The sequence below is a fragment of the Luteimonas sp. Soil_N_1 genome (genome assembly GCF_057656255.1).
Genome location: NZ_JBDGKS010000001.1, coordinates 2,756,914 through 2,781,698, shown reverse-complemented (window position 1 = coordinate 2,781,698; position 24,785 = coordinate 2,756,914). Strand labels below are relative to the sequence as shown.

General features: G+C 66.0%; 15 protein-coding genes and 2 tRNA genes. 10 read left to right on the top strand and 7 right to left on the bottom strand.

Features of this window, described 5'->3' with window-relative positions; genetic code table 11:
• Positions 1-41: 41 nt before the first annotated feature.
• Complete coding sequence (locus AC3A4E_RS12925) at positions 42-740, bottom strand: helix-turn-helix transcriptional regulator (RefSeq protein ID WP_487631828.1); 699 nt, start codon at positions 738-740, stop codon at positions 42-44.
• A gap of 418 nt (positions 741-1,158) precedes the next feature.
• Between AC3A4E_RS12925 and AC3A4E_RS12920 the strand changes: the two genes are divergently transcribed.
• Entirely contained in the window at positions 1,159-1,530 is a 372-nt protein-coding gene (locus AC3A4E_RS12920; protein WP_487631827.1) for a hypothetical protein, read from the top strand.
• Between the two features lie 183 nt (positions 1,531-1,713).
• Here the strand turns inward: AC3A4E_RS12920 and AC3A4E_RS12915 are convergent, their stop codons facing one another.
• Together AC3A4E_RS12915 and AC3A4E_RS12910 are read right to left on the bottom strand one after the other, a co-directional pair.
• The gene (locus AC3A4E_RS12915) at positions 1,714-2,250 is read right to left on the bottom strand and encodes a hypothetical protein (protein ID WP_487631826.1); all 537 of its coding nucleotides are present in this window, start codon (positions 2,248-2,250) and stop codon (positions 1,714-1,716) included.
• Positions 2,251-2,356: 106 nt separating this feature from the next.
• Complete coding sequence (locus tag AC3A4E_RS12910; RefSeq protein WP_487631825.1) at positions 2,357-2,743, bottom strand: Rap1a/Tai family immunity protein; 387 nt, start codon at positions 2,741-2,743, stop codon at positions 2,357-2,359.
• A gap of 1,227 nt (positions 2,744-3,970) precedes the next feature.
• Here AC3A4E_RS12910 and AC3A4E_RS12905 point away from each other — a divergent pair.
• The 3 genes from AC3A4E_RS12905 (at position 3,971) to AC3A4E_RS12895 (ending at position 5,467) form a co-directional block, all read left to right on the top strand.
• Positions 3,971-4,180, top strand: a complete 210-nt coding sequence (locus AC3A4E_RS12905) for a hypothetical protein (protein WP_487631824.1) — start codon at positions 3,971-3,973, stop codon at positions 4,178-4,180.
• Between the two features lie 11 nt (positions 4,181-4,191).
• Positions 4,192-5,037, top strand: a complete 846-nt coding sequence (locus AC3A4E_RS12900) for a hypothetical protein (RefSeq protein WP_487631823.1) — start codon at positions 4,192-4,194, stop codon at positions 5,035-5,037.
• A 226-nt stretch (positions 5,038-5,263) separates the two neighbouring features.
• The gene (locus AC3A4E_RS12895) at positions 5,264-5,467 is read left to right on the top strand and encodes a helix-turn-helix transcriptional regulator (RefSeq protein WP_487631822.1); all 204 of its coding nucleotides are present in this window, start codon (positions 5,264-5,266) and stop codon (positions 5,465-5,467) included.
• Between the two features lie 90 nt (positions 5,468-5,557).
• Here the strand turns inward: AC3A4E_RS12895 and AC3A4E_RS12890 are convergent.
• Together AC3A4E_RS12890 and AC3A4E_RS12885 are read right to left on the bottom strand one after the other, a co-directional pair.
• Positions 5,558-5,634, bottom strand: a tRNA-Asn gene (locus tag AC3A4E_RS12890).
• Positions 5,635-5,699: 65 nt separating this feature from the next.
• Positions 5,700-6,197: a GspH/FimT family pseudopilin gene (locus AC3A4E_RS12885; protein WP_487631821.1), complete on the bottom strand. Its 498-nt coding sequence runs from the start codon at positions 6,195-6,197 to the stop codon at positions 5,700-5,702.
• 175 nt (positions 6,198-6,372) lie between these two features.
• Between AC3A4E_RS12885 and uvrB the strand changes: the two genes are divergently transcribed.
• From uvrB to AC3A4E_RS12860, 5 genes are all read left to right on the top strand, one after another.
• On the top strand, positions 6,373-8,406 hold the full coding sequence (gene uvrB, locus AC3A4E_RS12880) for an excinuclease ABC subunit UvrB (RefSeq protein ID WP_487631820.1): 2,034 nt from the start codon (positions 6,373-6,375) through the stop codon (positions 8,404-8,406).
• Between the two features lie 58 nt (positions 8,407-8,464).
• Positions 8,465-8,539 (top strand) — tRNA-Val (locus AC3A4E_RS12875).
• A gap of 280 nt (positions 8,540-8,819) precedes the next feature.
• Positions 8,820-17,555: a glycoside hydrolase family 94 protein gene (locus AC3A4E_RS12870; RefSeq protein WP_487631819.1), complete on the top strand. Its 8,736-nt coding sequence runs from the start codon at positions 8,820-8,822 to the stop codon at positions 17,553-17,555.
• Positions 17,555-17,779, top strand: a complete 225-nt coding sequence (locus AC3A4E_RS12865; RefSeq protein ID WP_487631818.1) for a hypothetical protein — start codon at positions 17,555-17,557, stop codon at positions 17,777-17,779. Before AC3A4E_RS12870 ends, AC3A4E_RS12865 begins: the two co-directional genes overlap by 1 nt.
• 215 nt (positions 17,780-17,994) lie before the next feature.
• Entirely contained in the window at positions 17,995-18,927 is a 933-nt protein-coding gene (locus AC3A4E_RS12860; protein ID WP_487631817.1) for an oxygenase MpaB family protein, read from the top strand.
• 70 nt (positions 18,928-18,997) lie between these two features.
• On the opposite strand, the gene AC3A4E_RS12855 is transcribed toward AC3A4E_RS12860, so the two are convergent.
• Together AC3A4E_RS12855 and AC3A4E_RS12850 are read right to left on the bottom strand one after the other, a co-directional pair.
• Positions 18,998-20,305, bottom strand: coding sequence for an MFS transporter (locus tag AC3A4E_RS12855; RefSeq protein ID WP_487631816.1), 1,308 nt, complete (start codon positions 20,303-20,305; stop codon positions 18,998-19,000).
• Positions 20,306-20,327: 22 nt separating this feature from the next.
• Entirely contained in the window at positions 20,328-22,451 is a 2,124-nt protein-coding gene (locus tag AC3A4E_RS12850) for a TonB-dependent siderophore receptor (protein ID WP_487631815.1), read from the bottom strand.
• 380 nt (positions 22,452-22,831) lie between these two features.
• Here AC3A4E_RS12850 and thrS point away from each other — a divergent pair, with 380 nt between their 5' ends.
• The gene (gene thrS / locus AC3A4E_RS12845) at positions 22,832-24,739 is read left to right on the top strand and encodes a threonine--tRNA ligase (RefSeq protein WP_487631814.1); all 1,908 of its coding nucleotides are present in this window, start codon (positions 22,832-22,834) and stop codon (positions 24,737-24,739) included.
• Positions 24,740-24,785 lie beyond the last annotated feature (46 nt).

The window sequence follows — 24,785 nt, the reverse complement described above, 5'->3', positions numbered from 1 at the left end:
GGCCTGACCCGCCGGGCATCCTAAGTCCCCGTAATGAATAACTAGAAGCGGACGCCTGTCCTGCGCGGCACGGCGATCTTGTCCCGCTCTGAGCCGACGAGATACGCGACCAGATACAGAGTGGTCGCCTTCGTCGAGGTTGAGTCTTCCGCCGATTCGCCCCAGTTGAGCGCGACGGCACGGGTCGCATACCGCAAGGAAACCCCAAGCGAACTCAGGGTCTCGATATGCGCCTGTAGATCGTCGTGGACATCGAGCTTCTGGACTTCCGTATAGAGGTCCGCGCAGTCGCGAAATTCCCTGAAGTAGTCGGTCAAAGCAGCAAGCTCGACAGCCGCCTCCCGGGCCAGCTCGACCATCGGCTGGATCAAATCCAGCTCGCATTCCTCAGCCAGCTCCGCTAAGCGGCGACCGGTCGTGAGCGGCCGCACCGGCAGGACTAAGTTGTCGTTCTCAAACCTTTCCTGAGCTTCCTTCAGCCCCTCAGGGGTTGGAATCGCAAGTGGCTTGTTAAAGGCGTCGATGTCGTCGAAGCCGAACGCAAGTGCAAGAGAGCGGCGAGTGTCAAAGCTCGCATCCTCCCCCCTCTCCACGCGCTGGACCGTCCGGACGCTGAGGCTGGAAATTTCGGCCAGTTGCTCCTGAGACCACTTCTTTCCACTACGGAACGAGCGGATGCAATGCGCCAGCTCTTCAGCGCTCAGGAGTCGGATGTCGGCGGCAATCTCAGCGGTGTTCATGGCGTCCCCTCAGTGGGCTTTTTGGTGCCTCCAGTCTGGAAGTCGCCGTCCCAGCGGGACACGACAGCACCCCGACAGTACCCCGCACCGATCGCCAAGTCCCCCCATTGAAGGAGGATGGCTGAGAAAGGGTGTCGACCTCCGGTCGATCAGTCGCAGGCCTGGCCCCTGGGGCCTGACTCCCCCAGTGCAACTATGGGTGCGCCTACCGCATGCCGCTCAAGGGCGTGCAGCTGTTCTCTACGCAATACGGGTAGAACCGGACCACCGCGACTCCGCCTCCTATACTCGGACAGACTTATCGGCGAGGGGCAGCAGCTTGGGAACGACCACCACAGTCCATCTAGAGCCTCTGCGCATTGACTCGGGGGCCGTCTCGATCAGTTACACACCGCATAACGACAGGGTGTATCTGTCCGTGCACGAGTCCGATGCCTTTCGCGCTTCCCAGTCGGTATCTCTCGATCCGGAGCACTTAGAGCGATTCAGGGCGCTTCTGGACGAGCTGTCAGAGGTGATCCGCGATGAGAAGGCGAGCCGCCATTTGAGCAGGGCCGGCACCGGAAGCTTCAATACATCTGGAGACTTCGTGCTCGTACCTATCGGAGACGCGGGGCTGTCTCTCCCGCGTACTCTGTTTGAAGAAGTCTCAGCTCTAGTGGCCGATGGTCAAGCTCTCGTTGCCGCGTCCAAGGTCAACAGTGTTTTCCCTTGGATGGCGCTGCCGGGAGCCCGTGCAGTGGCGCAATCCATAGCCGATTTTCAGCGGGCAGTTGGCGACCGCGGCTGAGGAACGGCGAGAGACCGCATCGACGCGTTGAGGCCGTGCGAGGAACACCGCCAAGCTGCTTGAGGCAGGCGCGGAAGGGTATAAACGGTGCGCCTGATCTGTTTGACGGCAACGTGATCGTAATTCCTTCGCGCCAGGTCTCCGAGTCAGCCCGTGGGCCGCGTACTTTGTTCCTCGACTACCTCAAGCTTCCCCTTCAGAGGGACGCCCGTGAAGTCCGAGTGCACGCTCGTCTGCTGGCCGCTGTACGCGTAAGTACCAGCAAAGAAATCCGACGAGGCTGGTAACGCTTCCTCCAAACAAACCGAAGAACGAGAGCCGCCCCATCCACGCAACCTGTTCGAGCAACACATCGATCTTGCTCCTCTCGGATTGGATCTGCGCACTCTTGATTTCAAACGCGTGACTGCGTTCCTTGAGCTTCGTAACATCCTCGCGCAATTTCCCACACTTCGAAATCGTAGCCCGATCCGCGTCCGCCGAGCCGCATGGCCTGTCTGCGTCAAGCCGCTTCACGTCCTCCTCGAGAACCGTCAGGTCGCGGCCGATCTGGTCGTGCTCGATCTCCAACAGCTCCGCCTGCAAAGTGGCGTCAACGATAAGAAGTCTGACCTCATACAACCGATTTGCGGGGAAGTAAAAAGCAACCCCCGCAGCGATCAGGCCTGAGAGTGCCATGAATTTGTAGAGGTTGTCCGTGGGAACAGACGGGAGGTTCATTCTGATACCTCTAGTAAGTTACGGCTGCAGATGCCCAGTTTGCCGCTGCGCCAGTAATCGTACCCAGTAGGCCCCGTAAAGCAGCTTCCATCCCGTCTCTGCCGAGCTAGGGACAAGGAAACGCGTCAGAGAAAGCGAGATATGCGAGCGTAGTGCCGGATTGGTGTAGCGACTGCGGATTGGCCCGCAGATAGCTGACGACGATGCGGACCGCCTGACCATTCTCGATTCCTCCCTCGGGCAGGCATACGTCGCGCTTGACGTTGTGGATCATCTGGTAGATCACGATTGTGTTGGTCATCCCCTGCAAAAAACCGATGCAACTTCCGCCCTCGAATGCGCTGCCCTGAAATCGACCACCATCGAGCGTGCTAATGACACTCCCACACGAGGCGAGAAGATCGTTGCCTGTGGTCAGGCTTGCGGAAACGGGCGAAGGGGCAGATAGGAGCAGGCCGGAAAAAACACAGCCAGCGACGAAGCTCTTGAGCATGGGCACTTGTAATCCTTTACGCGGCGCCGCCACTCCCCGTGGACGGCCCGCTTAAGTTGACCGAACCCCCTTGCAGGAGGCTCCGACCATTATGCTGCACTCGACGGTCCGATAGTTCGGTCTTAGCGTGCGCTGCAGAACAGGGTTTGGGGTGCGCCGAGCATGAAAGAGCCTCCGACGCCCTGACACTGCAGCGCCCTATAGCGCATCGCCAATTCAAGTCCCGAACTGAACCAGAAGCTCGCTGAGGGAGGGCGTCGGCGCTTGCGTCCTGCGGTCGAACAGTCGCCGTCCTGGCAACCCGAAGTGGCCGGACGCCTTCCCTCAGTGATACCGAGGGTGCGCCTGAGGAGACCCGCTCGATATCAAAGGGCGACACTCGGGCCTGTCAGAAAGCCCTGAGTCGACTGTCTCCGCTGGAGAGACCGGGGCGGACCATCCTTCCCTCCATGCTGCCGAGCAACTTCAAATGGCTGGAGACTCCGCGGGTGTGGTGCCTCTGGTGCCCTCCCGGCGGGACACCGATCCATGTCCGCAAGAGGGACGCGGCGATTCTCATTCGCTGGAACGGGTACACCCACCGGGCACGCGCCGCGAGCATTGAGCAGGCGAAGCGTCATGTCGGTAGGTGGGTCGCGGCCCAGCGGACCAAACCGTGGGGAGCTGAGCGCCATCGCGAGCGGCTGCCCGACGCGATACGGTCGCGGCTACTCGACCTCCAGCACGAGGCCGAGCAGGACTTCACTGAGTTCAGTCCCGGCGATGTCGTGTGCGCGGCAGGTGCCCCGAATAAAAGTCGGAGTCTAAGGAGGAACGCCGAGCCGACTGGGCGGGCGGGCATCCCACCGGCCGGGCTTAAAGGAACTGGTATACGCAGCCTCCGCAGGTGACGCCGGGGAGGTTCAACGCTGGGCCACCTAGAAACGCCGTAGCGGCCTACCCGCTCCGCGGTCTCGCGCGCATGGCCTTGCCTCCGAGAGCGGCCGTGCCTGCCGCAAACGCCTCTGGATCGAAGTGGATTTAAGAGGCGGTCTAGGGGAAACAATTTTCCCGGCCGGCACAGCGTCCGCAGTCGCGAAATCCAGTACCGAAACCCCCACTACAAGCTAAGTGATCACTTTTGAGATGACCGCCCCGCGGCGGCGCCTCACTCACGTAACCAGACACAGCTAGTGCTGGACCGAAAGGTCTCGGCAGGTCAGCTTTGCCCACACCAACGAGTCATAGATGAAGATCAAAAACGACAAACAACCGATCCCCAAGTCGCAACTGAGACCCGCGGTCGTGTACCGCCAAGTTGCCCTGTCCGTGGAAGCATTCGACTGCCTCAAGGACTGGCAGCGGCACTGGGAGGCAACGGAGGGATGCCGGTACACCAACGGTGACCTTCTGGACCGCCTGATCCTCTCGCAGCGACCGCCGCGCCCCGCGCGGTAAAGAGGAAGCAGATGAAGCAGATGGAAGAAATCCTCAAGCGATGGGCCGCAGTAGCGCCAGTCCGTGTCGCCTTGAACGAGCTGGCGACCGATGACGCGCTACAGCCAAGGTCTTTGGAATCGGTCGCCCTCGGCAACGTCAAGTCCGAGCGGAAACGAATGGAAGACCATATTCGCGTCATCGCGAACCGACTGAAGGCGCCCGCTGTGGATGTTGAACCGATCCTCGTCGCCCGAACCTCTGAGAGTCTGTGCATCGTCGACGGACACCATCGGTTCCATGCGTGCAGAGCAGCAGAGCGAGCCGATGTGCCAGCACGGGTCATTGACCTGCCGATGGATCAGGCCGTCTTGGCTTCCAAGTTCGTGAACTTCGGCGCCGAGAAGATGACGATGCATCCAGAGCAAAGGCGGGACGCCGCGTGGCAATGGCTTAGTTCGGCAACCGCACGCGGAACGCAGCCGCTTCCGGAGGGCGCGAGCCAACGAAAGGTCGCTGCGAGATTTGATATCAGCGTCGGCAACGTCAGCAACATGATGGGCGTACTGAGTTCCGGTCGGCTCGATCCGTCGCGCTTCAAGGAATCGCATGTTGATCCCGGAACCCGTTGGCTACGCTGGCGGTTCGCCCGCAACCCGCATTACGGCAACGAATGGACGCCCACGTCTCCCGGAGAACGAATCGAAAAGGAGGGCAACAAGCTCGCCGTAAAGATCGCAGAGGCGATCCAGCGATTCGGTCCGGAGGTCTTCCGCTGTGCGGTTGCGCATCTGCAAGCCGAAGGCATCGACGCGGAGGCCATCGAGGATGCCAACGAGTTCCTGGCGATCATGGAAGACCCCGACAGCGACTTCTGATTCCGAAGCGTTCAAGTTGAACCTTATAGGGGGACAGTCGGCGACTGGAATTTTTGTCGCAAATTTTCGTGACCCCATCTAACTGAGGTTCTGTCCTCAGTCACCCCCCGCGGGGGCCTCGTCTCGCAGGCAACCCACCCCCCCTCTTCACCCACACCACAGCACACAAGCGGACCTCCGGCAGTAGACCTGCCGGGGGCCTTTGGCGTGCCTGAAGGAAACACAGATGAAGTACATGACTCCCCGAGAAGCTGCCGCCTATCTTTCCCTCTCGCACAACACGCTCGCCAAGTGGCGATGCATCGGTGGCGGTCCTGCGTTCTTGAAGTGGGGCGAGCGCATGGTGCGCTACAGCCTCGCTGATCTTGATGCATGGGCAGCCGCGCGAGCGCGTGCGAACACATCGCAAAACATCGCGCTTGCTGCGTAAGCCAATCGTTCCGCTGGCCCCACAGTGGCCCCACGTTGCGTGGGGCTACAAAGAAAAAAGGCCTGCATTTCTGCAAGCCTTTGATGTATCTGGCGCCCGAAGTTGGACTCGAACCAACGACCCCCTGATTAACAGTCAAGTGCTCTAACCGGCTGAGCTATTCGGGCAAGGGCGCCATTCTAATGGCTGAAGGGTGCACGTCAAGCATCCTGATGATCTGCGGGTGCCTCGGTCAGCAGGGGGCGTGCGGCGCGGTGCGCTGACTCCTCGGGCGTCCAGTGTTGTTGATCACCAAAGTGGCGCGCTCCCGACCGTTGACGCAGGCGCGTATGGTCTGGTTGCTGCCCCCGGTCGTGCCGTCCGGGCGATAGCGGAGCATGGCCCGGTTCGATCGCAGGGACAGCTGCGCAGGCAGGGTACTGATCCGTATGACACGGTCTGTATCGTCCTCTGCGTCGTTGGTGGCTCGCACCACCCAGCCGTGTTGCCAGACGAGTTCGGGAGCGCAATCGTTGGAGGCCGTGCGGGGGCATACGATGACTGCGTGGCCGTTCATGATCGCGATCGTCCGGGCAAGGGCGACGTCCGCCTGCAGCTCGCTGATCGCCGCATCGGCGCGACGCTGTTGGACCAGATCCTGTAATGGAGGCAGTCCGATAGCGAGCAGGAGCGTCAGGACGGCAAGGGCAATGAAGGTTTCTACCAGCGTAAAGCCTGCTTCCTTGCGCATGTCAGTCCCCTCCGCTCCGGCCCTCATCCATGTTGGCGGAAGCGCGGGCTCAGGGAATTGCGACGTTGTCCACGTCCCGTATGCGATTTTGCCGCCTCCGGGTGTGCGGTGACCTGCAGGGTTGCCTGCGGCCGGGTTGACCCCATTCTTTCTTGCGCCCCTGGACTTGCCGAACATGACCGACGCCATCCACCCCGCCACGTTCCAGCTGGTCTCGCCCTATCAGCCCGCGGGCGATCAGCCGCAGGCGATCGAAAAGCTGGTCGAAGGTTTCGAGTCGGGTCTGGCGCACCAGACGCTGCTGGGTGTGACCGGGTCGGGCAAGACCTACACGATGGCGAACGTGATCCAGCGGGTGCAGAAGCCCACGCTGGTGATGGCGCCGAACAAGACGCTGGCCGCGCAGCTGTACGGGGAGTTCAAGTCGTTTTTCCCGCACAACGCGGTCGAGTACTTCGTCAGCTACTACGACTACTACCAGCCCGAGGCCTACGTGCCGTCGTCGGACACGTACATCGAGAAGGACAGCTCGGTGAACGAGCACATCGAGCAGATGCGCCTCTCCGCGACCAAGGCGCTGCTGGAGCGGCGGGACGCGATCATCGTCTGCACGGTGTCGGCGATCTACGGTCTCGGTGATCCGAACGAGTACTTCCGGATGGTGCTGCACATGGTGCGCGGCGAGTCCATCGACCAGCGCGAGCTCATCCGGCGGCTGACCGAGATGCAGTACTCGCGCAACGACACCGAGCTGCGCCGCGGTACCTATCGCGTGCGTGGCGAGACTATCGACGTGCATCCGGCCGAGTCGGAATCCGACGCGCTGCGCATCGAGCTGTTCGATGGCGAGATCGAGCGCATCACCCAGTTCGATCCGCTGACCGGCGAGACCAAGCGCACGTTGCCGCGCTACACCATCTATCCCAAGTCGCATTACGTCACCACGCGCCGCACGACGCTGGAGGCCATCGAGGCGATCAAGACCGAGCTGCCGCCGCGGCTGGAGCAGTTCTACGCCGAGAACAAGCTGGTCGAGGCGCAGCGGCTGCAGCAGCGCACCCAGTTCGACCTCGAGATGATGGCCGAGGTCGGTTACTGCAACGGTGTGGAGAACTACTCGCGACACCTGACCGGGCGCATGCCGGGCGAGGCGCCGCCGTGCCTGTTCGACTATCTGCCGCCGGACGCGCTGCTGGTCGTCGACGAGTCGCACGTGACCGTTCCGCAGATCGGCGCGATGTACAAGGGCGACCGCTCGCGCAAGGAGACGCTGGTGAACTTCGGCTTCCGGCTGCCGTCGGCGATGGACAACCGGCCGCTGAAGTTCGAAGAGTGGGAAGGCCGCGCGCCGCGCACGGTCTTCGTGTCGGCGACGCCCGGCAAGTACGAGCTGGAAAAATCCGAAGGGCAGGTGACGGAGCTGGTCGTGCGCCCGACCGGTCTGATCGACCCGGTGGTCGAGATCCGCCCGGTGGCGACGCAGGTGGACGATGTGCTCGGCGAGATCCGCGAACGCGTCGCGATGGGCGACCGCGTGCTGATCACCACGCTGACCAAGCGCATGTCCGAGAACCTCACCGAGTACCTGGGCGAGCACGACGTCAAGGTGCGCTACCTGCATTCGGACATCGACACCGTCGAGCGCGTGGAGATCATCCGTGACCTGCGGCTGGGCAAGTTCGACGTGCTGGTCGGCATCAACCTGCTGCGCGAAGGTCTCGACATGCCCGAGGTGTCGCTGGTGGCGATCCTCGATGCGGACAAGGAAGGCTTCCTGCGCTCGGGCGGCTCACTGATCCAGACGATCGGCCGCGCGGCGCGCAACCTGCGCGGCAAGGCGATCCTGTATGCCGACCGCGTCACCAACTCGATGCAGATGGCGCTCGACGAGACCGATCGTCGCCGGGCCAAGCAGGTCGAGTACAACGCCGAACATGGCATCACGCCGAAATCGGTGGCGCGCGCGATCGTCGACATCATGGAAGGCGCGCGTGCCGAGCCCGAGCCGGACAAGAAGGGACGCGGCAAGAGCCGCAAGGTCGCCGAGCCGGCCGAGGACTACGCAGCGCTGCCGCCGGAAAAACTGGCCTCGCGTCTCAAGGCGCTGGAGCAGCAGATGTACCAGCATGCGCGCGATCTGGAGTTCGAAGAGGCGGGCCGCATCCGCGACCGGATCCGCCAGATCAAGGACGCGAGCCTGGTCCGATAAAAATTTGCGCGTGGGGTATTCGACAACGCGCGAATCCGGTGTATGATTCGCACCCTTCGGGCGGTTAGCTCAGCGGTAGAGCACTACCTTGACATGGTAGGGGTCACAGGTTCGAACCCTGTACCGCCCACCACCCCAGTCCCTTGATGCAGCAGGGCCGGGTGGTAACGAAGATCCGGCGCGGGTGGAGATGATCCCCGCGCCGATGTGACGCAGGGCCACCACGCCGCTCAGTCATTCCGATTCCGCTTCGCATTCCTGACGACTGCTCGCCGGTCGCTTCCGCGTGTCCGGCGATCGGGTCTGCGCACGCAGCGGGTGTCGTCGTCACACCGGCGCGTGCAGACGAAGCGCAACCTAGCGGCAAGCAGGCCGTCGGCTTGACAGGATCCTCCATGCACGCTGCTTCGAGGATGTCCCGCCGCTGGCTGCGCTTGCGCCGCCGGTTCGGCCGGTTGTCGCACCCCGCTGTATCTGCCGACCTCGAGCTCGAGGCGCCGCTCCGCGCGCAGTTGTTCAGCGCCGAACAGATGGAACTGCACGGCAGGGCGCTTGCGCTGACCCATCGCATCCATGCCGACCGGGTGCCGGACCGCCTGCTCGCACGACTCAGCGACAACGCGGCGCTGCTCGAGGATGCACGCACGTTCCTGTCGCTGATGGTCCGCGACGACATCCGCATCACGCCGGCCGGCGAATGGCTGCTCGACAACTACCACCTGATCGAAGAGCAGGTGCGGCTGGCGCGGCGGCATCTGCCCAAGGGTTACAGCCGCGAGTTGCCCGCGCTATCGCAGGGCGCGTCGGCGGGCCTGCCGCGGGTCTACGACCTGGCGATGGAGGCGGTTGCGCACGGCGACGGGCAGGTGGATGCGGTCACCCTGAGCCGCTTCGTCGCGGCCTACCAGACGGTGACGCCGTTGACGCTGGGCGAGCTGTGGGCGATCCCGATCATGCTGCGGCTCGCGGTGCTGGAGAACCTGCGGCGCATGGCCACGGGCGTGATCCGCGATGGTCGCGACCATCGCCGTGCACGCCGGTGGGCCGAGCGCCTCAATGCCACCGCGGCCGAGTCACCCAAGGATGTCGTGCTGGTCGTCGCCGACATGGCGCGCAGCCAGCCGCCGGCGACCGGTGCGTTCGTGGCCGAGCTGACGCGCGGCCTGCATGGTCGCGGCGCGCTGCTGTCGATGCCGCTGACGTGGATCGAGCAGTGGCTGACCGACAGCGGCCTGCGCATCGAGGCGTTGGTCCATGCCGAAAGCCAGCAGCAGGCGGCTGACCAGGTGTCGATCGGTAACAGCATCGGCAGCCTGCGTTTCCTGGCGAACATGGACTGGCAGGAATACGTCGAAACCATGAGTCTCGTCGACGCGACCCTGCGCGACGACCCCGGTTCGACCTACGGATTGATGGACTTCGCCACCCGCGATCACTACCGCCACGCGGTCGAGATGATCGCCAGGCGTTCGGGCGCCAGCGAAGTGCAGGTTGCGCAGGCGACCGTGCAACTGGCGCAGGCGCATCCTGCCGACAGCATCGAAGCGCACGTGGGCTACTACCTCGTCGACGACGGGATCGACCGCACCCTGGCGACGCTCGCCGCGGCGCATGGTCGCCGCAAGGCCCTCATGGCGCCGCGCACCGTGCCGCTGCCGGTCTATCTGTTGATGATCGCCGTCCTGGTCACGCTGGCGACCACCGGCCTGCTCGGACAATCCGGTGCGCACCACGTGCTGTGGGCGCCGGCGTGGGTGCTCGTTCTGCTGGGCCTGCTGGTCTTCAGCGAACTCGGCATCGCGCTGACCAACTGGCTGGCCACGGTCATCGTCGCGCCGAAGCCGCTGCCCCGGCTGGATTTCTCGCTCGGCCTGCCCGCGAGCGAACGCACGCTGGTCGTCGTGCCGTGCATGTTCGGTGACATCGCCAGCGTCGACACGCTGGTCGAAGGGCTCGAGGTGCGGTTCCTCGCCAATCGCGACCCGCATCTGCATTTCGCGCTGCTCAGCGACGATCTCGACGCAGATCAACAGACATTGCCCGGCGATGCCGCGGTGCTGGCGCATGCGGCCGCGCTGATCGCGGGCCTCAACCAGCGCTATCTCGCCGACAGTCCGGCGCCGGGTGGCGACCGTTTCTTCCTGTTCCATCGGCCGCGCACCTGGAATGCGGGCGAAGGGCGCTGGATCGGCGAGGAGCGCAAGCGCGGCAAGCTCGCCGCCTTGAATGGCTTCCTGCGCGGCGCGGGCACGGGTGCGTTCCAGCAGATCGTCGGCCGCACCGAAGTGCTGGCCAATGTGCGTTATGTGATCACGCTCGACACCGACACGCGGCTGCCGCGCGATGCCGCGTGCGCCTTCGTCGGCACGCTGGCGCATCCGCTCAATCGGGCCGTGTTCGATCCGAAACGCAATCGGGTGACCCGGGGCTACGGCATCCTGCAGCCGAGCGTCGGCAGCAGTTTCAGCGGCCGCCGCATCAGCCGCTATGCGCGCATGTACGGCAGCGAGCCGGGCATCGATCCGTACACGCGCACGGTCTCGGACGTGTACCAGGATCTGTTCGGCGAAGGCTCGTTCGTGGGCAAGGGCATCTACGATGTCGATGCGTTCGAGCAGGCACTGCATGGCCGCTTCCCCGACAACCGCATCCTCAGCCACGACCTGCTCGAAGGCTGCCATGCGCGCGCCGGTCTGGTCAGCGATGTGCGTCTGTACGAGGACTATCCGGCGCGCTACGCCGCCGACGTCAAGCGTCGCCATCGCTGGATCCGTGGCGACTGGCAGCTGCTGCCCTGGGTGATGCCGTGGGTGCCGACCGCCAAGGATGGCAGCGTGCGCAATCCGCTGTCGTGGCTGTCGCGCGGCAAGCTGCTCGACAACCTGCGCCGCAGTCTGGTGCCCGCCGCGGCGCTGGTGCTGCTGGTGTTCGGCTGGGCCACGCTCGCCGCACCGCTGGCGTGGACGTTCTGGCTGCTGACGGTGTTCTTCGCGCCGGTGCTGATCCCGGCGCTGCGCGATCTGCTGTCGAAGCCGGCGGACATGCGCCTCGACACGCATCTGCTGCAGGTTGGCGATGCGACCGGTCGCGGCCTCGTGCGCGCCGCGGTCAACTTCGCCTGCCTGCCTTACGAGGCGATGTTCAGTCTGTCGGCGATCGCGTTGACGCTGTGGCGCACGCTGGTGAGTCGCCGCCATCTGCTGCAGTGGAATCCGTCGAGCGAGGTCGAGCGTTCGCTCGGGAGCGGCATGGCCGCGGAACTGCGCAGCATGTGGGGCGCGCCGGTGCTGGCGGTGCTGATCGGGCTGCTGGTGATGCGCACGAATCCCGCGGGGCTGTGGGTCGCCGGACCGGTGCTGCTGCTGTGGGCGGTCTCGCCGCTGCTGATGGCGTGGCTGGGACGCGCACCGCCGCAGCGCAGCGCGCAGCTGTCGACGGTCCAGCTGGATTTTCTCGGCCGCCTGGCGCGTCGCACCTGGGCGTTCTTCGAGGTCAACATCCGCGAAGAAGACCACTGGCTGCCGCCGGACAACATCCAGGAGCATCCGTCGCTGGTCGTCGCGCGCCGCACCTCGCCGACCAACATCGGCCTGTCGTTGCTGGCGAATCTCGGTGCCTGGGATTTCGGTTACCTGCAGACCGCTGCCGTGGTGCAGCGCACGCAGCGCGTGTTCGCCACGCTCGATCGCATGGAGCGTCACCGCGGGCACTTCTACAACTGGTACGACACCGAAACGCTGGCGCCGTTGCCGCCGCGTTACATCTCCACCGTCGACAGCGGCAATCTCGCGGGACATCTGTTGACGTTGCGTCAGGGTCTGCTCGGTCTGATCGACGCGCCGGTGCTCGCCCCGCAGACCTTCGCGGGTCTCTCGCACACGCTGGGCGTGCTGCGCGAACTGCACGCGGTGCAGGAAAACGCGGATCCGGCGTGGAACGTCGCGATCGATGCCTTCGAGTCGCGTCTCGCGATCGCGCTCGTCACGCCGCCTGACACGCTGCGCGATGCGCTGGCGACTGTGGAGGCTCTGGCCGCGCTCGCCTTGCCGCTCGCAGCGCTGTCGCCGCCGGTCGATACCTACGATCCGCAGGAAGACGCGCCTGCGCACTGGTCGGCGCGTCTGATCGACGCCTGCGAGCACGCTCGCCAGGCGCTGGGTGCGTGCCTGCCCGCATCGGCCGCCACGGCCGGCAGTCTGACCGCCGAGGACGGCGTGCCGTCCCTGCGGGCGCTGTGCGCGCCGGGTATCGCACCGGACGTCCGTGCCTCTGCCTGCGCGCAGGTCCACGAGCTGGAACGCCTGGCACATGTCGCCGGCCAGTTCTCGCTGATGGAGTACGGATTCCTTTACGACCGCGCGCGGCATCTGTTGTCGATCGGTTACGACGTCGACAACCGCCGCCTCGATCAGGGCCATTACGATCTGCTCGCCTCGGAAGCGCGTCTGTGCAGCTTCGTCGCGGTCGCTCAGGGCCAGTTGCCGCAGGACACATGGTTCGCGCTGGGTCGTCTGCTGACCGAGGTCGACGGCGACGCGACGCTGCTGTCGTGGAGCGGTTCGATGTTCGAATACCTGATGCCGCAGCTGGTGATGCCGAGCTACCCGGACACGCTGCTCGACCAGACCGCGCGCCACGCGGTGCAGGCGCAGATCGCGTATGGCCGCCAGCACGACGTGCCCTGGGGCATTTCGGAGTCCGGCTACAACACCGTCGATACGCGGATGAACTACCAGTACCGCGCGTTCGGCGTGCCGGGGCTCGGGCTCAAGCGCGGACTCGGCGAGGATCTGGTGATCGCGCCGTACGCGACGATGATGGCGCTGATGGTCGCGCCGGAAGCGGCGACGCAGAATCTGCAGCGGCTCGATGCGGCCGGTTTTTCCGGGCGTTTCGGCCTGTTCGAGGCGATCGACTACACGCCCTCGCGCCTGCCGCGCGGACAGACGCATGCGGTGGTCCGCTCCTTCATGGCGCATCACCAGGGCATGGGCTTCCTCGCGCTCGATCATCTGTTGCGCGAGCAGCCGATGCAGAAGCGCTTCGTCGCCGATGCCGAATTCCAGGCCACGTTGCTGCTGCTGCAGGAACGCGTGCCGCGTACCGGTGTGTTCCGACCGCACGAGGTCGAATCGGTCGGCGTGCGCACCAGCAGCGGCGGCGACGAAACACAGCTGCGCGTGTTCCGCACGCCCGACACCACACGGCCCGCCGTGCAGATGCTGTCGAACGGCCGCATGCATGCCTTGCTCACCAGCGCCGGTGGCGGCTACCTGCGCCAGCACGACATGGCCGTGGTGCGCTGGCGCGAGGACGGCACGCGCGATCACTGGGGCAGCTTCTGCTATCTGCAGGATGTCGAGAACAATGATGTGTGGTCGGCCGCGCACCAGCCGACCTGCGTGCCGGTGGAGCATTACGAGGCGATCTTCTCCGACGCCAAGGCCGAGTTCCGCGGTCGCAGGCGCGGCATCGAGACGCATCTGGAAATCGCGATCTCGGCCGAGGACGACATCGAGCTGCGTCGCCTGCGCCTGAGCAACCGCTCACGCCGCCCGCGCACGATCGAGATCACGACGTATGCCGAAGTGGTGCTCGCGCCTGCAATCTCCGACGAGCTGCATCCGGCCTTCAGCAACCTGTTCGTGCAGACCGAAATCGTCCGCGACAAGCAGGCGCTGCTGTGCACGCGGCGACCGCGTGCGCACGACGAAATCCCGCCGTGGATGTTCCATCTCGTCGCCGCGCACGACACCGACATCGTCGACATTTCCTACGAGACCGATCGCGCGCGCTTCATCGGCCGCGGGCTGACACCGCGCGATCCACTGGCGATGCGCAGCACGGGCCCGCTGTCGGATACCGCCGGCTCGGTGCTCGATCCGGTGGTCGCAATCCGCGTCCGCGTGACGCTCGCACCGGAACAGACTGCGATCCTCGATCTGGTTACCGGTGTCGGTGGCGATCGTGACGCGTGCGCCGCGCTGCTTGACAAGTATCGCGACCGGCGTCTGGCGGACCGCGTGTTCGATCTTGCATGGACCCACAGCCAGGTCGTGCGCCGCCAGATCAATGCGACACAAGGCGATGCGCAACTGTACGAGCGCATTGCTGGACTGTTGACGTTCGCGCACCCGTTCCTGCGCGCAGACAGCGCGGTGCTGCTGCAGAACCGGCGCGGGCAGTCGGGACTGTGGGGGCACTCGATCTCCGGCGATCTGCCGATCGTGCTGGTGCAGATCGCGGTCGCGGAGAACATCGAACTCGTGCGGCAGATGGTGCAGGCGCATGCGTACTGGCGCCTCAAGGGCCTGCAGGTCGATCTCGTGATCTGGAACGAGGACCAGGTCGGCTACCGACAGGAACTCCAGGAGCAGATTCTCGGTCTCGTTTCGGCGGGGCCGGAAGGCAATGTGCTCGATCGTCCCGGCGGCATCTTCGTGCGGCCGGCGCAACAGATCTCGCAGGAAGACCGGATCCTGATCCAGTCGGTGGCGCGGGTGATCGTCAGCGACCAGTACGGCACGCTGGCGGCGCAGGTCGCGCGTCATGTGACACCGGCGCGCAGCGCGCCGCTGCTGGTGGCGAGCGATCCGGCTGCACGCCCGTCGCTCGATGACGACGACGCGGCCGTGGCGAACGTGGTTGCGGGCCTCTATGGCCTGCCGCCGGCGCGTGACCCGGATGCGCACGACGAGGATCCGTGGCCGTTCGAAGCGGTCGCCGACGCGGTGCTGTACGACAACGGGTTGGGCGCGTTCGCCGCCGATGGCCGCGAGTACGTGATCGTGCTCGACGATGACGCGACGACGCCGGCGCCCTGGTCGAACGTCATGGCCAATCCGAAGCTCGGCAGCGTGGTCAGCGAGAGTGGGCCGGGCTACACCTGGTTCGAGAACGCGCACGAGTTCCGGCTGACGCCGTGGCACAACGATCCGGTGTCCGACACCGGCGGCGAAGCGTTCTATCTGCGCGACGAGGAGAGCGGTCACGTGTGGTCGCCGATGCCACTGCCGATGCGCGGCCGTGGTGCGTACCGCACGCGTCACGGGTTCGGCTACAGCGTCTACGAGCACGTCGAGGACGGCATCGCCAGCGAGCTGTGGATCTATGTCGGCCTGCGCGATGCGGTGAAGTTCTCGGTACTGAAGCTGCGCAATCTGTCCGGGCGCGCGCGACGGCTGTCAGCGACCGGCTACGTCGAGTGGGTGCTCGGCGACATCCGGGTGAAGTCGCAGATGCACGTCGTCACCGAGCAGGACGCGGCGAGCGGCGTGCTGACCGCACGCAATCCCTACAACACCGAGTTCGGCGGGCGCGTCGCGTTCTTCGACGTCGATGGCGATCGCCGCACGTTCACCGCGGACCGCACCGAGTTTCTCGGACGCAACGGCAGCCTGCGTGATCCGGATGCCCTACGTCGCGAGCGTCTGTCGGGCCGGCTCGGCGCGGGACTCGACCCGTGCACCGCGATCCAGGTGCAGGTCGACCTCGCACCCGAGCAGGCCACCGAAACCGTGTTCCGGCTCGGTATCGGCGACGATATGCATGCCGCGCTGCAGCTGGCGACCGCCCTGCGCGGTTCGATGCCGGCGCACGATGCGCTCGACGGCGTGCGCCTGCACTGGCTGCAGACGCTCGGTGCGGTGCGGGTGGAAACGCCCGAGCCGGCAACCGATCTGCTGGTCAACGGCTGGCTGCTGTACCAGACGCTGGCCTGCCGGTATGTCGCGCGCAGTGGTTACTACCAGTCCGGCGGCGCGTTCGGGTTCCGCGACCAGTTGCAGGACACGATGGCGACCGTGCACGCGATGCCGGCGCTGACCCGCGCGCATCTGCTGCTCAGCGCCGAGCACCAGTTCCCGCAGGGTGACGTGCTGCACTGGTGGCATCCGCCGGCCGATCGCGGCGTGCGCACGCGCTGCTCCGATGACTACCTGTGGCTGCCGCTCGCGGCCTGCCGCTATCTGGAAGTCACCGGCGACGACAGCGTGCTCGACGAGCGCGTCGGCTTCATCGAAGGCCGCCTGGTCAACGCCGACGAGGAGTCGTACTACGACCTGCCGGTGACGTCGGGACGCGTGCAGTCGTTCTACGACCACTGCGTGCTCGCGCTGGAACGCGGCATGGCGCTGGTCGGCGAGCGCGGCCTGCCGCTGATCGGCACCGGCGACTGGAACGACGGCATGAACCGGGTGGGCGAGGGCGGCCGCGGTGAAAGCGTGTGGCTGGGTTTCTTCCTCTATGACGTGCTGCAGCGCTTCATTCCGGTCGCGACCGCGCGCGGCGACGCCACGTTCGCGGCTACCTGCGTCGCGGCTGCGGAACGCCTGCAGGCCAATCTCGAAGCCGAGGCCTGGGACGGCGGCTGGTACCGGCGCGCGTGGTTCGACGACGGCACGCCGATCGGCTCGCAGTCCAGCGACGAGTGCCGGATCGATTCGATCTCGCAGAGCTGGTCGGTGCTGTCTGGCGCTGCCGAACCGGCGCGTGCGCGTCAGGCGATGACCGCGCTCGATACGCATCTGGTCAAGCGCGAGGCCGGGCTGATCCAGCTGCTCGATCCGCCGTTCGACAAGACCGCGCACGATCCAGGCTACATCCGCGGCTACGTGCCCGGTGTGCGCGAGAACGGCGGCCAGTACACGCACGCAGCGGTGTGGACGGCGATGGCCTTCGCCGCGCTCGATGATCGCGAGCGCGCCTGGGAACTCGCGCGCATGATCAATCCGGTGCACCACGCCGAGGACGCTGCCGGCACGGCGGTCTACAAGGTCGAGCCCTACGTCATGGCGGCCGATGTCTACGGCGTCGCGCCGCACGTCGGGCGTGGCGGCTGGACCTGGTACACCGGTTCGGCGGGCTGGATGTATCGCCTGCTCAGTGAATCGCTGCTGGGTCTGCAGCGTCGCGGTGACACGTTGCGGATCGAGCCCTGCATTCCCGACGAGTGGCCCGGCTACCGGATGCAGTTGCGCCACGGCGCGGCGGTGTATCGCATCGAAGTCACGCGCACGGATGCGGACGCGCCGCGGCTCACGCTCGACGGTCAGGCGCAGGCCGATCTGCAGATCGCGCTGCACACCGACGATGCGGTGCATGCGGTCGTCCTGCACTGGCCGCGTCGACAGGCCGGCGGCGTGGACTGATGGGACTGCGCATCGAACTCGAGAGCGCACTCGATGCCCTGGCCGGCATGATCCCGGTCTGGCGCGAGAAGCTGCGCGATCCGCATGCGTTCTGGCCGCAGTTCGATGCGCTGTCGGCAAAAATCCTGGCGCGGGCGCGGGATGACGGCGAGCGGGCCGTGGTGCAGTCGCGGCTCGAAGCGATGCTCGCCGCTGCAGGCTGCGTGCGGCACGGCCGTCGGTGAGGCCAGGACGGGGCGCGTCTGCCGTCCCGTGTTCCAGGCGCGGGACGCAGGGTGACCCTGTCGACACCGCGCCTGCGCCCGAAGAATCAGTGGTGCCAGGACCTTCCGCTGCGCTCGCTGGCATGCATGCCGCGGGTGGTCGGGGTACGCGCATGCAGGTGGATCGCGCCGCCACGACCACCGGCCCGTCGCATCACCTCCGCTAGCATCCAGGCATGCTGTCCCCCATCACTGCACCGCTTGCCGCTGCACTGCGCCACTGGGTGCTGGGTGTGTTTCCGCGCGGGCAGAGCGGCATCGATTACGACGCGCCGTCGGGGGATCCCGGCCTGTTCGGCCCGGACAGTGCGACCTGGCGCGTGCATGCCGATTTCCCGGGCATGCTGGCGGGCGGCCTGTGTGCGCTGATGCTGCAGGCGCTGCATCCGCAGGTGCTTGCAGGTGTCTGGGACCATTCCGATTTCCGCGATGATCTCGTCGGCCGCCTGCGCCGCACCACCGGATTCGTCGCCGGCACATCGTTCGCCGGGACTGCAGAGGCCGAGCGCCTGATCGCGCGGGTCCGTGCGATCCATGTGCACGTGCGCGGCACTACCGCAGACGGAATGCCCTATGCAGCCGATGATCCTGCGCTGCTGTCGTGGGTGCATGCCAGCGAGGCCTACGCGTTCCTGCAGGGCTTCCGCACCTATTCCGGCGTCGGGATGCCCGTATGGGCGCAGGATCGCTACTACGCCGAGGGGCATCGCGTGGCCGCCGCGCTGGGCGCGATCGACGTTCCCGCGAGCCGCGTGGCGATGGCGGCGTACTTCGAGGCGGTGCGTCCGACCCTGCGCTACGACGATCGCGCACGCGAGGTGCTGGCGGTGCTGTCACGCATCCGCCTGCCGGTGCCCGGATCCGCGATGTCGCGCGGACTGTTCCTCGGCGCGGGTGCTGCGCTGCTGCCGCCCTGGGCCGAGCGGATGCTGGGTATCACCACGCTGCAGCGTGCACGGCATCGCGCCTGCGCCCGCGCATTGCGTGGTCTCGCGCCCCTGTTCCATATCGCGTTGCCGGATGGCGCAGGCGCGCGTGCGTGCCGGCGGGTCGGCGTCGCACCGGCGATTCTGCGGGCATGGCCGCAGGCGCGTTCGACATCCGTCTGATCCGCGTTCGACACATGCGTTTGTGCTGTCGACGGATGATCAGGCCGGCAGACCAAGCGTCCGATAGGCGTCAGTGCGGGGCAGTGCGTCCCGGACGCAGGCACCACAAGGTCGTGCAGACGAGGGTCAGCGCCATCGGAGGCACAGCCGCCAGCGAGATCGCCGACAGCAGATCGTCCCCGAGCAGGAACTGCGAGATGCCACCGGCCAGCACCGGCCCCAATGCGCAGAAGGCCGCGATCAGGAAGCTGTAACCGGCGAAGGCGCGGGCGCGCAGGGCGACCGGTGCGAGGTCCTGCAGCATCGTCGGCAACAGCGCGTTGGCGACGCAGGTCGTCAGCAGGAAGGCGCCGGTCAACGCGAGCGCGGCCGACGTCGACGGCGCGAATGCGAGCAGGGCGGCGCAGGGCACCGCGATCGCGGTCGCCGTGCCCATCAACGCGGGACGGGCACGCACACCCAGGCGTCCGCGCAGTGTGCGATCGACCAGCCAGGCGATCGGCAGACTGATCATCGTGCCGGCCAGGGTCAGCATGCCCAGCGTGTGGCCGATCGTGCCGAGGTCGGCGACGAAGCGGCGCTCCAGCGCCATCGCGATCATGGGCACGACCGCCTGCACCGCGATCGCCACGCCGCCTGCCGCGCCGACGAACAGCAGCACCTGGCGCAGATGGCTGCGCAGGAATTCTGCCAGCGAGGCCGGCGCGGTCGCTCCGTTTCCGGCCGCCGCGTGCCGGGGCGGATCGAGCGTCAGCGTGCCGAGCAGCAACAGTGGCAGTCCGGCCAGCGCGAGCAGCGCCATCGTCCGTCGCCAGGGTGCGAGACCGGCGAGGATGCCAGGTCCGTCGACCTGCGCCATGAATTGCAGCAGATCGCCGCCCAGGTAGAAGCCCGCGCTCGCACCGACCGCCATCAGTGCGGCGAACGTGAGATTTGCACCGACGCGCAGACGCTCTCCGACGAGATCGGGAATCAGCGAGTAGACGATCGGGATCATCGCGAACTCGGTGATGCCGGCGGCCGCACGTCCCAGGAAGAACAGCGGAAAGTTCGGTGCCAGCGCGCCGAGCAGCGTCAACACCGTCCAGGCGGCGATCAGCGCGAGCAGGATGCGTTTGCGCGAATGGCGGTCGGCCAGTCGCGCCAGCGGAATCGCCAGCGCGCTGGCGATCAGGATGCCGGCGATGCCGTGCAGGGCGCCCATCACGGCATCGCCGACGCCGAAGGTCTCGCGGATCGCCGGCGACAGGATCGACTGCAGGCCGCGGTCGCTCATCTGCACGCCGGCGGCGAGACCGAGGAACAGCACGGTCGCCACGCCGGCACGCGACGTCCGTGTCGCGGAACGCGATTCGGTCACGGCGATCGCGTCCTGCATGCGGGCGTCCGCCTCTTTGCGCCTACCAGGTGTAACGCGCGGTCGCGGTAACCGTGCGGCCGTAGCCGTAGTAGCACCACGCCGCGGAGTTGCAGACCGACACGTATTCGCGGTCTGCCAGATTCTGTGCGTTGAGCTGGAAGCGCCAGTTCGAGATGTCGTAGTGCGCCGATGCGTCGAACAGCGTGTACGACGGCGTCTCCCATTCGTTACGCGCATCCCCGAAGTGCTCGCCGGTGAAGCGCACGCCCGCGCCGAAGCCGAGGCCGGCGAGCGCGCCGCCGGTAATCGTGTAGTCGCTGCCGAGCGAAGCGACGTGCCGCGGCTGTAGCGCGATCGCCTTGCCCAGCGTCGTCGCATCGTTGCTCTGCGTGACTTCGGAATCGACGTAGGCGTAGGCGCCATACACGCTCAGGCCCTGGCCCACGTTCCAGCGGCCTTCGAGTTCCGCACCGCGCACGCGGGTTTCACCCTGCTGCACGGAGAACAGCGTGTGGTCGGGATCGACGGTCAGCGTATTGGTCTGGATGATTTCGTACGCGGCGAGCGTCGCCAGCACACGGCCACCTTCGGGCTGGAACTTCAGGCCGGCTTCGACCTGGCGACCGGTGGTCGGCACGAAGGCATTGCCGAAGAAATCGGTGCCGACGGTCGGCTGGAACGACTGCGACCAGCCCACGTACGGCGCGAAGCCGTTGTCGAATACGTAGTTGATGCCCACGCGTCCGGAGAAGCGCTCGTCGCTCTGGTGACCGCCGTTGGTGTCGGTGCCCACCCAATCCTGACGGCCGCCCAGCGTGATGACGAACTTGTCGACGCGGATCTGGTCCTGCACGTACAGGCCGACCTGGTCCTGGGTCTGGTCGGTGAAGAAGGTGCCGGGGCCGAAGTCGGGCGCAAGGTTCGGCATCGAGCCGTAGACCGGCGCGAACGCATCGAGACCGGTCGCGGTGAACGCGAAGTTCGACGCGTAATCATTGTGGTAACGACGATAGTCGAGGCCGGCCAGCACGGTGTGCGACACGCGCTCGCCGCCGAAATGCCAGCTCAGGTTGTTGTCGAGCGACAGCGTGCGCTCCTTCTCGCGCGTCGACCACAGATAGCGCGACAGCGTGCGCTGGTCGGCCAGCAAGCCGAAGGTGCCGACGGTGATCGCCGGATCGATCTCGCTCTCGCCCCAGCGCAGGTTCTGCGCGAACGCGGTACCGCCGCCGAAATCATGGCGGAACTCGTAGCCGATCGACGCCATCGTCTTGACGTAATCGTTGGCGTTCGGCTCGCCGGTGTACAGGCTCGCGCGGATCTTGCCGTTCGGGTTGGGCAACAACGTGCCCTCGACCGGCAGGAAGCCGGCGCCGGCCTTGGTATCGGCCTTCTGGAAACGCGCGAGCACGGTCAGTTCGTTCGCGGCGTCCGGCTTCCAGGTCAGCGCGGGCGCGAAGTAGTAACGGTCGTCGTGGATGAAATCGACCTCGCTGTCACTGTTGCGCGCCAGACCGGTGAGGCGGTAGCTGAGCGTGTCGCTGTCGCCGAGCGGGCCACCGAAATCGGCCGCGAGCTGACGCAGGTCGTGGCTGCCGAGCTGCATTTCGATTTCGCGCAGGGGTTCATCGGTCGGGCGCTTGCTGACGTAATTCAACAGGCCGCCCGGCGGCATCGCGCCGTAGTTGACCGACGCCGGTCCCTTCAGCACTTCGACGCGTTCCAGACCGTAAGGCTCGATGCGGGTGATGCCGGTGCCCGAACCCAGCGGCAGCGCCAGGCCGTCCATGTAGCGGGCGGGCGTGAACCCGCGGACGAGCAGCCAGTCGCTGCGCGTGTCCGGGCCGTAGCCGCCGCCCTGCGCGCCGGCGGTGAACCACACCGCTTCCTCGATGCCGTGGATGCCGCGATCGCGCATCTGTCGGTCGGTGATGACCGAGATCGACTGCGGCACTTCGAGGATCGGCGTGTCGGTCTTGGTCGCCGTGCCGCTGTCGCGCGCGATCGGCGCGGTGACCTGCACCGCGTCGAGGGTGGTGGCATCGCTGGCGCTCTGCGCGAAGGCGAGCCCGGCTGCGGGCATCAGACCCACGGCGAGCGCGGCGCGGATGGCGACACAGACTGGGCGACGGGTGGCCGGAATGGCGCGTGACTTGGCGAGCATCGGGTTGAAGGTCTCGAAAGAGCGGGGCGGGAACAGGGAGTGCGGGCACTACGGGCATCGCGGTCCGGCCGTGATCTGGCGCGAACCATTCGCGATTGCTCATGGGAATCATTGTCATTCTGTGCCTGTCCAGTCCGCCGCGCAATCCCGGCCGGAGCGCGCCACGGCCGCGTTCTGCGTTACCATCGGCGTCCGTTCTCCCGCATACAGGTGGCCCGCGGCAACGCCGGCCGAGCGTGCGACATGCGCACTACCACCGCCCAGCGCTGACCGCCCCGAGGCCTCCTGCACAAGGCGCCCTCCGGCGCTTTTTTTGTGGCCGCCACGCGGCCCGCGGACCGACACCGGCCCGCTCCCGACACTTCCAGATCCCGGTTCCCATGATCACGATCACGCTCCCCGACGGCAGCCGCCGCGAATTCGAACAGCCCGTTTCCGTCCTCGAGGTCGCCCAGTCGATCGGCCCGGGCCTGGCCAAAGCCACCGTCGCCGGCAAGGTCGATGGCCGCCAGGTCGACGCGTCCGATGTCATCGATCACGACGCGACGCTGCAGATCCTGACCCCGAAGGATGCCGAGGGCGTCGAGATCATCCGCCACTCCTGCGCGCATCTCGTCGGCCATGCGGTCAAGCAGCTGTATCCGGACGCCAAGATGGTCATCGGCCCGGTGATCGACGACGGCTTCTACTACGACATCTACAGCGAACGCCCGTTCACGCCTGAAGATATGGCTGCGATCGAAAAGCGGATGGTCGAGTTGATCGACACAGAGTACGACGTCATCAAGAAGATGACGCCGCGCGCCGAGGTCATCGAAACGTTCAAGGCCCGCGGCGAGGACTACAAGCTGCGCCTGATCGACGACATGTCCGCCGACATCACGCAGATGGGGCTCTACCACCATCAGGAATACGTCGACATGTGCCGCGGCCCGCACGTGCCGAACACGCGTTTCCTCAAGGCGTTCAAGCTCACGCGCATCTCCGGCGCGTACTGGCGCGGCGATTCCAAGAACGAACAGCTGCAGCGCATCTACGGCACCGCGTGGGCGGATTCCAAGCAGCTCAAGGCCTACATCCAGCGCATCGAGGAAGCCGAGAAGCGCGACCACCGCCGCATCGGCAAGCAGCAGGAACTCTTCCATCTGCAGGAAGAAGCCCCGGGTCTGGTGTTCTGGCATCCGAAGGGCTGGGCGCTGTGGCAGGTCGTCGAGCAGCACATGCGCGGCGTCTACCGCGACAGCGGCTACGGCGAAGTGCGTTGCCCGCAGATCCTAGACGTGTCGCTGTGGCAGAAGTCCGGCCACTGGGACAACTACAAGGACAACATGTTCTTCACCGAGTCGGAGAAGCGCACGTACGCGGTGAAGCCGATGAACTGCCCGGGCCACGTGCAGATCTTCAACCAGGGCCTGCACAGCTACCGCGACCTGCCGATCCGCTACGGCGAGTTCGGCAGCTGCCATCGCAACGAGCCCTCGGGCGCGCTGCACGGCATCCTGCGCGTGCGCGGCTTCACCCAGGACGACGGCCACGTGTTCTGCACCGAATCGCAGATCGAATCCGAAGTCACCGCGTTCCACCAGCAGGCGCTGGCGGTCTACACGCACTTCGGTTTCGACGACATCCAGATCAAGATCGCGCTGCGTCCCGAATCGCGCCTCGGCGATGACGCTACGTGGGACAAGGCCGAAGCCGCGCTGCGCAATGCGCTGTCGGCTTGCGGCGTGACGTGGGAAGAACTGCCGGGCGAGGGCGCGTTCTACGGCCCGAAGATCGAGTACCACCTCAAGGATGCGATCGGCCGCACCTGGCAGCTCGGCACGATGCAGGTCGATTTCATGATGCCCGGCCGCCTCGGCGCCGAGTACGTCGACGAGCACAGCCAGAAGCAGGTGCCGGTGATGCTGCACCGTGCGATCGTGGGTTCGATGGAGCGTTTCATCGGCATCCTGATCGAACACCACGCCGGCGCATTCCCGGCCTGGCTGTCGCCGGTGCAGGCGGTGGTGATGAACATCACCGACGCCCAGGCCGATTTCGTGGAGTCGGTTCGGAAATCCCTTGCAAATCAAGGGGTCCGCATCGAGGCCGATTTGCGGAACGAAAAGATCGGCTATAAGATTCGCGAGCACACGCTGCAACGGGTACCGTATCTGCTCGTGATCGGGGATCGCGAGAAGGAAACCGGTACCATCGCCGTTCGGACGCGTTCCGGTGAAGATCTGGGCTCGATGCCGATCGACGACTTCGTTGCCCGCCTTCGCGCGGCGCCCGTTCCAGCATGAGTCCTTCACCGGCGCCGGTCCAACATGGACGCGCCGGTCGCCCCGT

What these genes read in the sequence shown, in the direction of transcription:
- AC3A4E_RS12870 (WP_487631819.1), top strand. Translation starts at nt 8,820, where the DNA reads ATGTCCCGCCGCTGGCTGCGCTTGCGCCGCCGGTTCGGCCGGTTGTCG.
- AC3A4E_RS12915 (WP_487631826.1), bottom strand. Translation starts at nt 2,250, where the DNA reads ATGAACCTCCCGTCTGTTCCCACGGACAACCTCTACAAATTCATGGCA.
- AC3A4E_RS12860 (WP_487631817.1), top strand. Translation starts at nt 17,995, where the DNA reads ATGCTGTCCCCCATCACTGCACCGCTTGCCGCTGCACTGCGCCACTGG.
- AC3A4E_RS12925 (WP_487631828.1), bottom strand. Translation starts at nt 740, where the DNA reads ATGAACACCGCTGAGATTGCCGCCGACATCCGACTCCTGAGCGCTGAA.
- uvrB (WP_487631820.1), top strand. Translation starts at nt 6,373, where the DNA reads ATGACCGACGCCATCCACCCCGCCACGTTCCAGCTGGTCTCGCCCTAT.
- AC3A4E_RS12885 (WP_487631821.1), bottom strand. Translation starts at nt 6,197, where the DNA reads ATGCGCAAGGAAGCAGGCTTTACGCTGGTAGAAACCTTCATTGCCCTT.
- AC3A4E_RS12865 (WP_487631818.1), top strand. Translation starts at nt 17,555, where the DNA reads ATGGGACTGCGCATCGAACTCGAGAGCGCACTCGATGCCCTGGCCGGC.
- AC3A4E_RS12855 (WP_487631816.1), bottom strand. Translation starts at nt 20,305, where the DNA reads ATGCAGGACGCGATCGCCGTGACCGAATCGCGTTCCGCGACACGGACG.
- AC3A4E_RS12895 (WP_487631822.1), top strand. Translation starts at nt 5,264, where the DNA reads ATGAAGTACATGACTCCCCGAGAAGCTGCCGCCTATCTTTCCCTCTCG.
- AC3A4E_RS12910 (WP_487631825.1), bottom strand. Translation starts at nt 2,743, where the DNA reads ATGCTCAAGAGCTTCGTCGCTGGCTGTGTTTTTTCCGGCCTGCTCCTA.
- AC3A4E_RS12900 (WP_487631823.1), top strand. Translation starts at nt 4,192, where the DNA reads ATGAAGCAGATGGAAGAAATCCTCAAGCGATGGGCCGCAGTAGCGCCA.
- AC3A4E_RS12905 (WP_487631824.1), top strand. Translation starts at nt 3,971, where the DNA reads ATGAAGATCAAAAACGACAAACAACCGATCCCCAAGTCGCAACTGAGA.
- thrS (WP_487631814.1), top strand. Translation starts at nt 22,832, where the DNA reads ATGATCACGATCACGCTCCCCGACGGCAGCCGCCGCGAATTCGAACAG.
- AC3A4E_RS12850 (WP_487631815.1), bottom strand. Translation starts at nt 22,451, where the DNA reads ATGCTCGCCAAGTCACGCGCCATTCCGGCCACCCGTCGCCCAGTCTGT.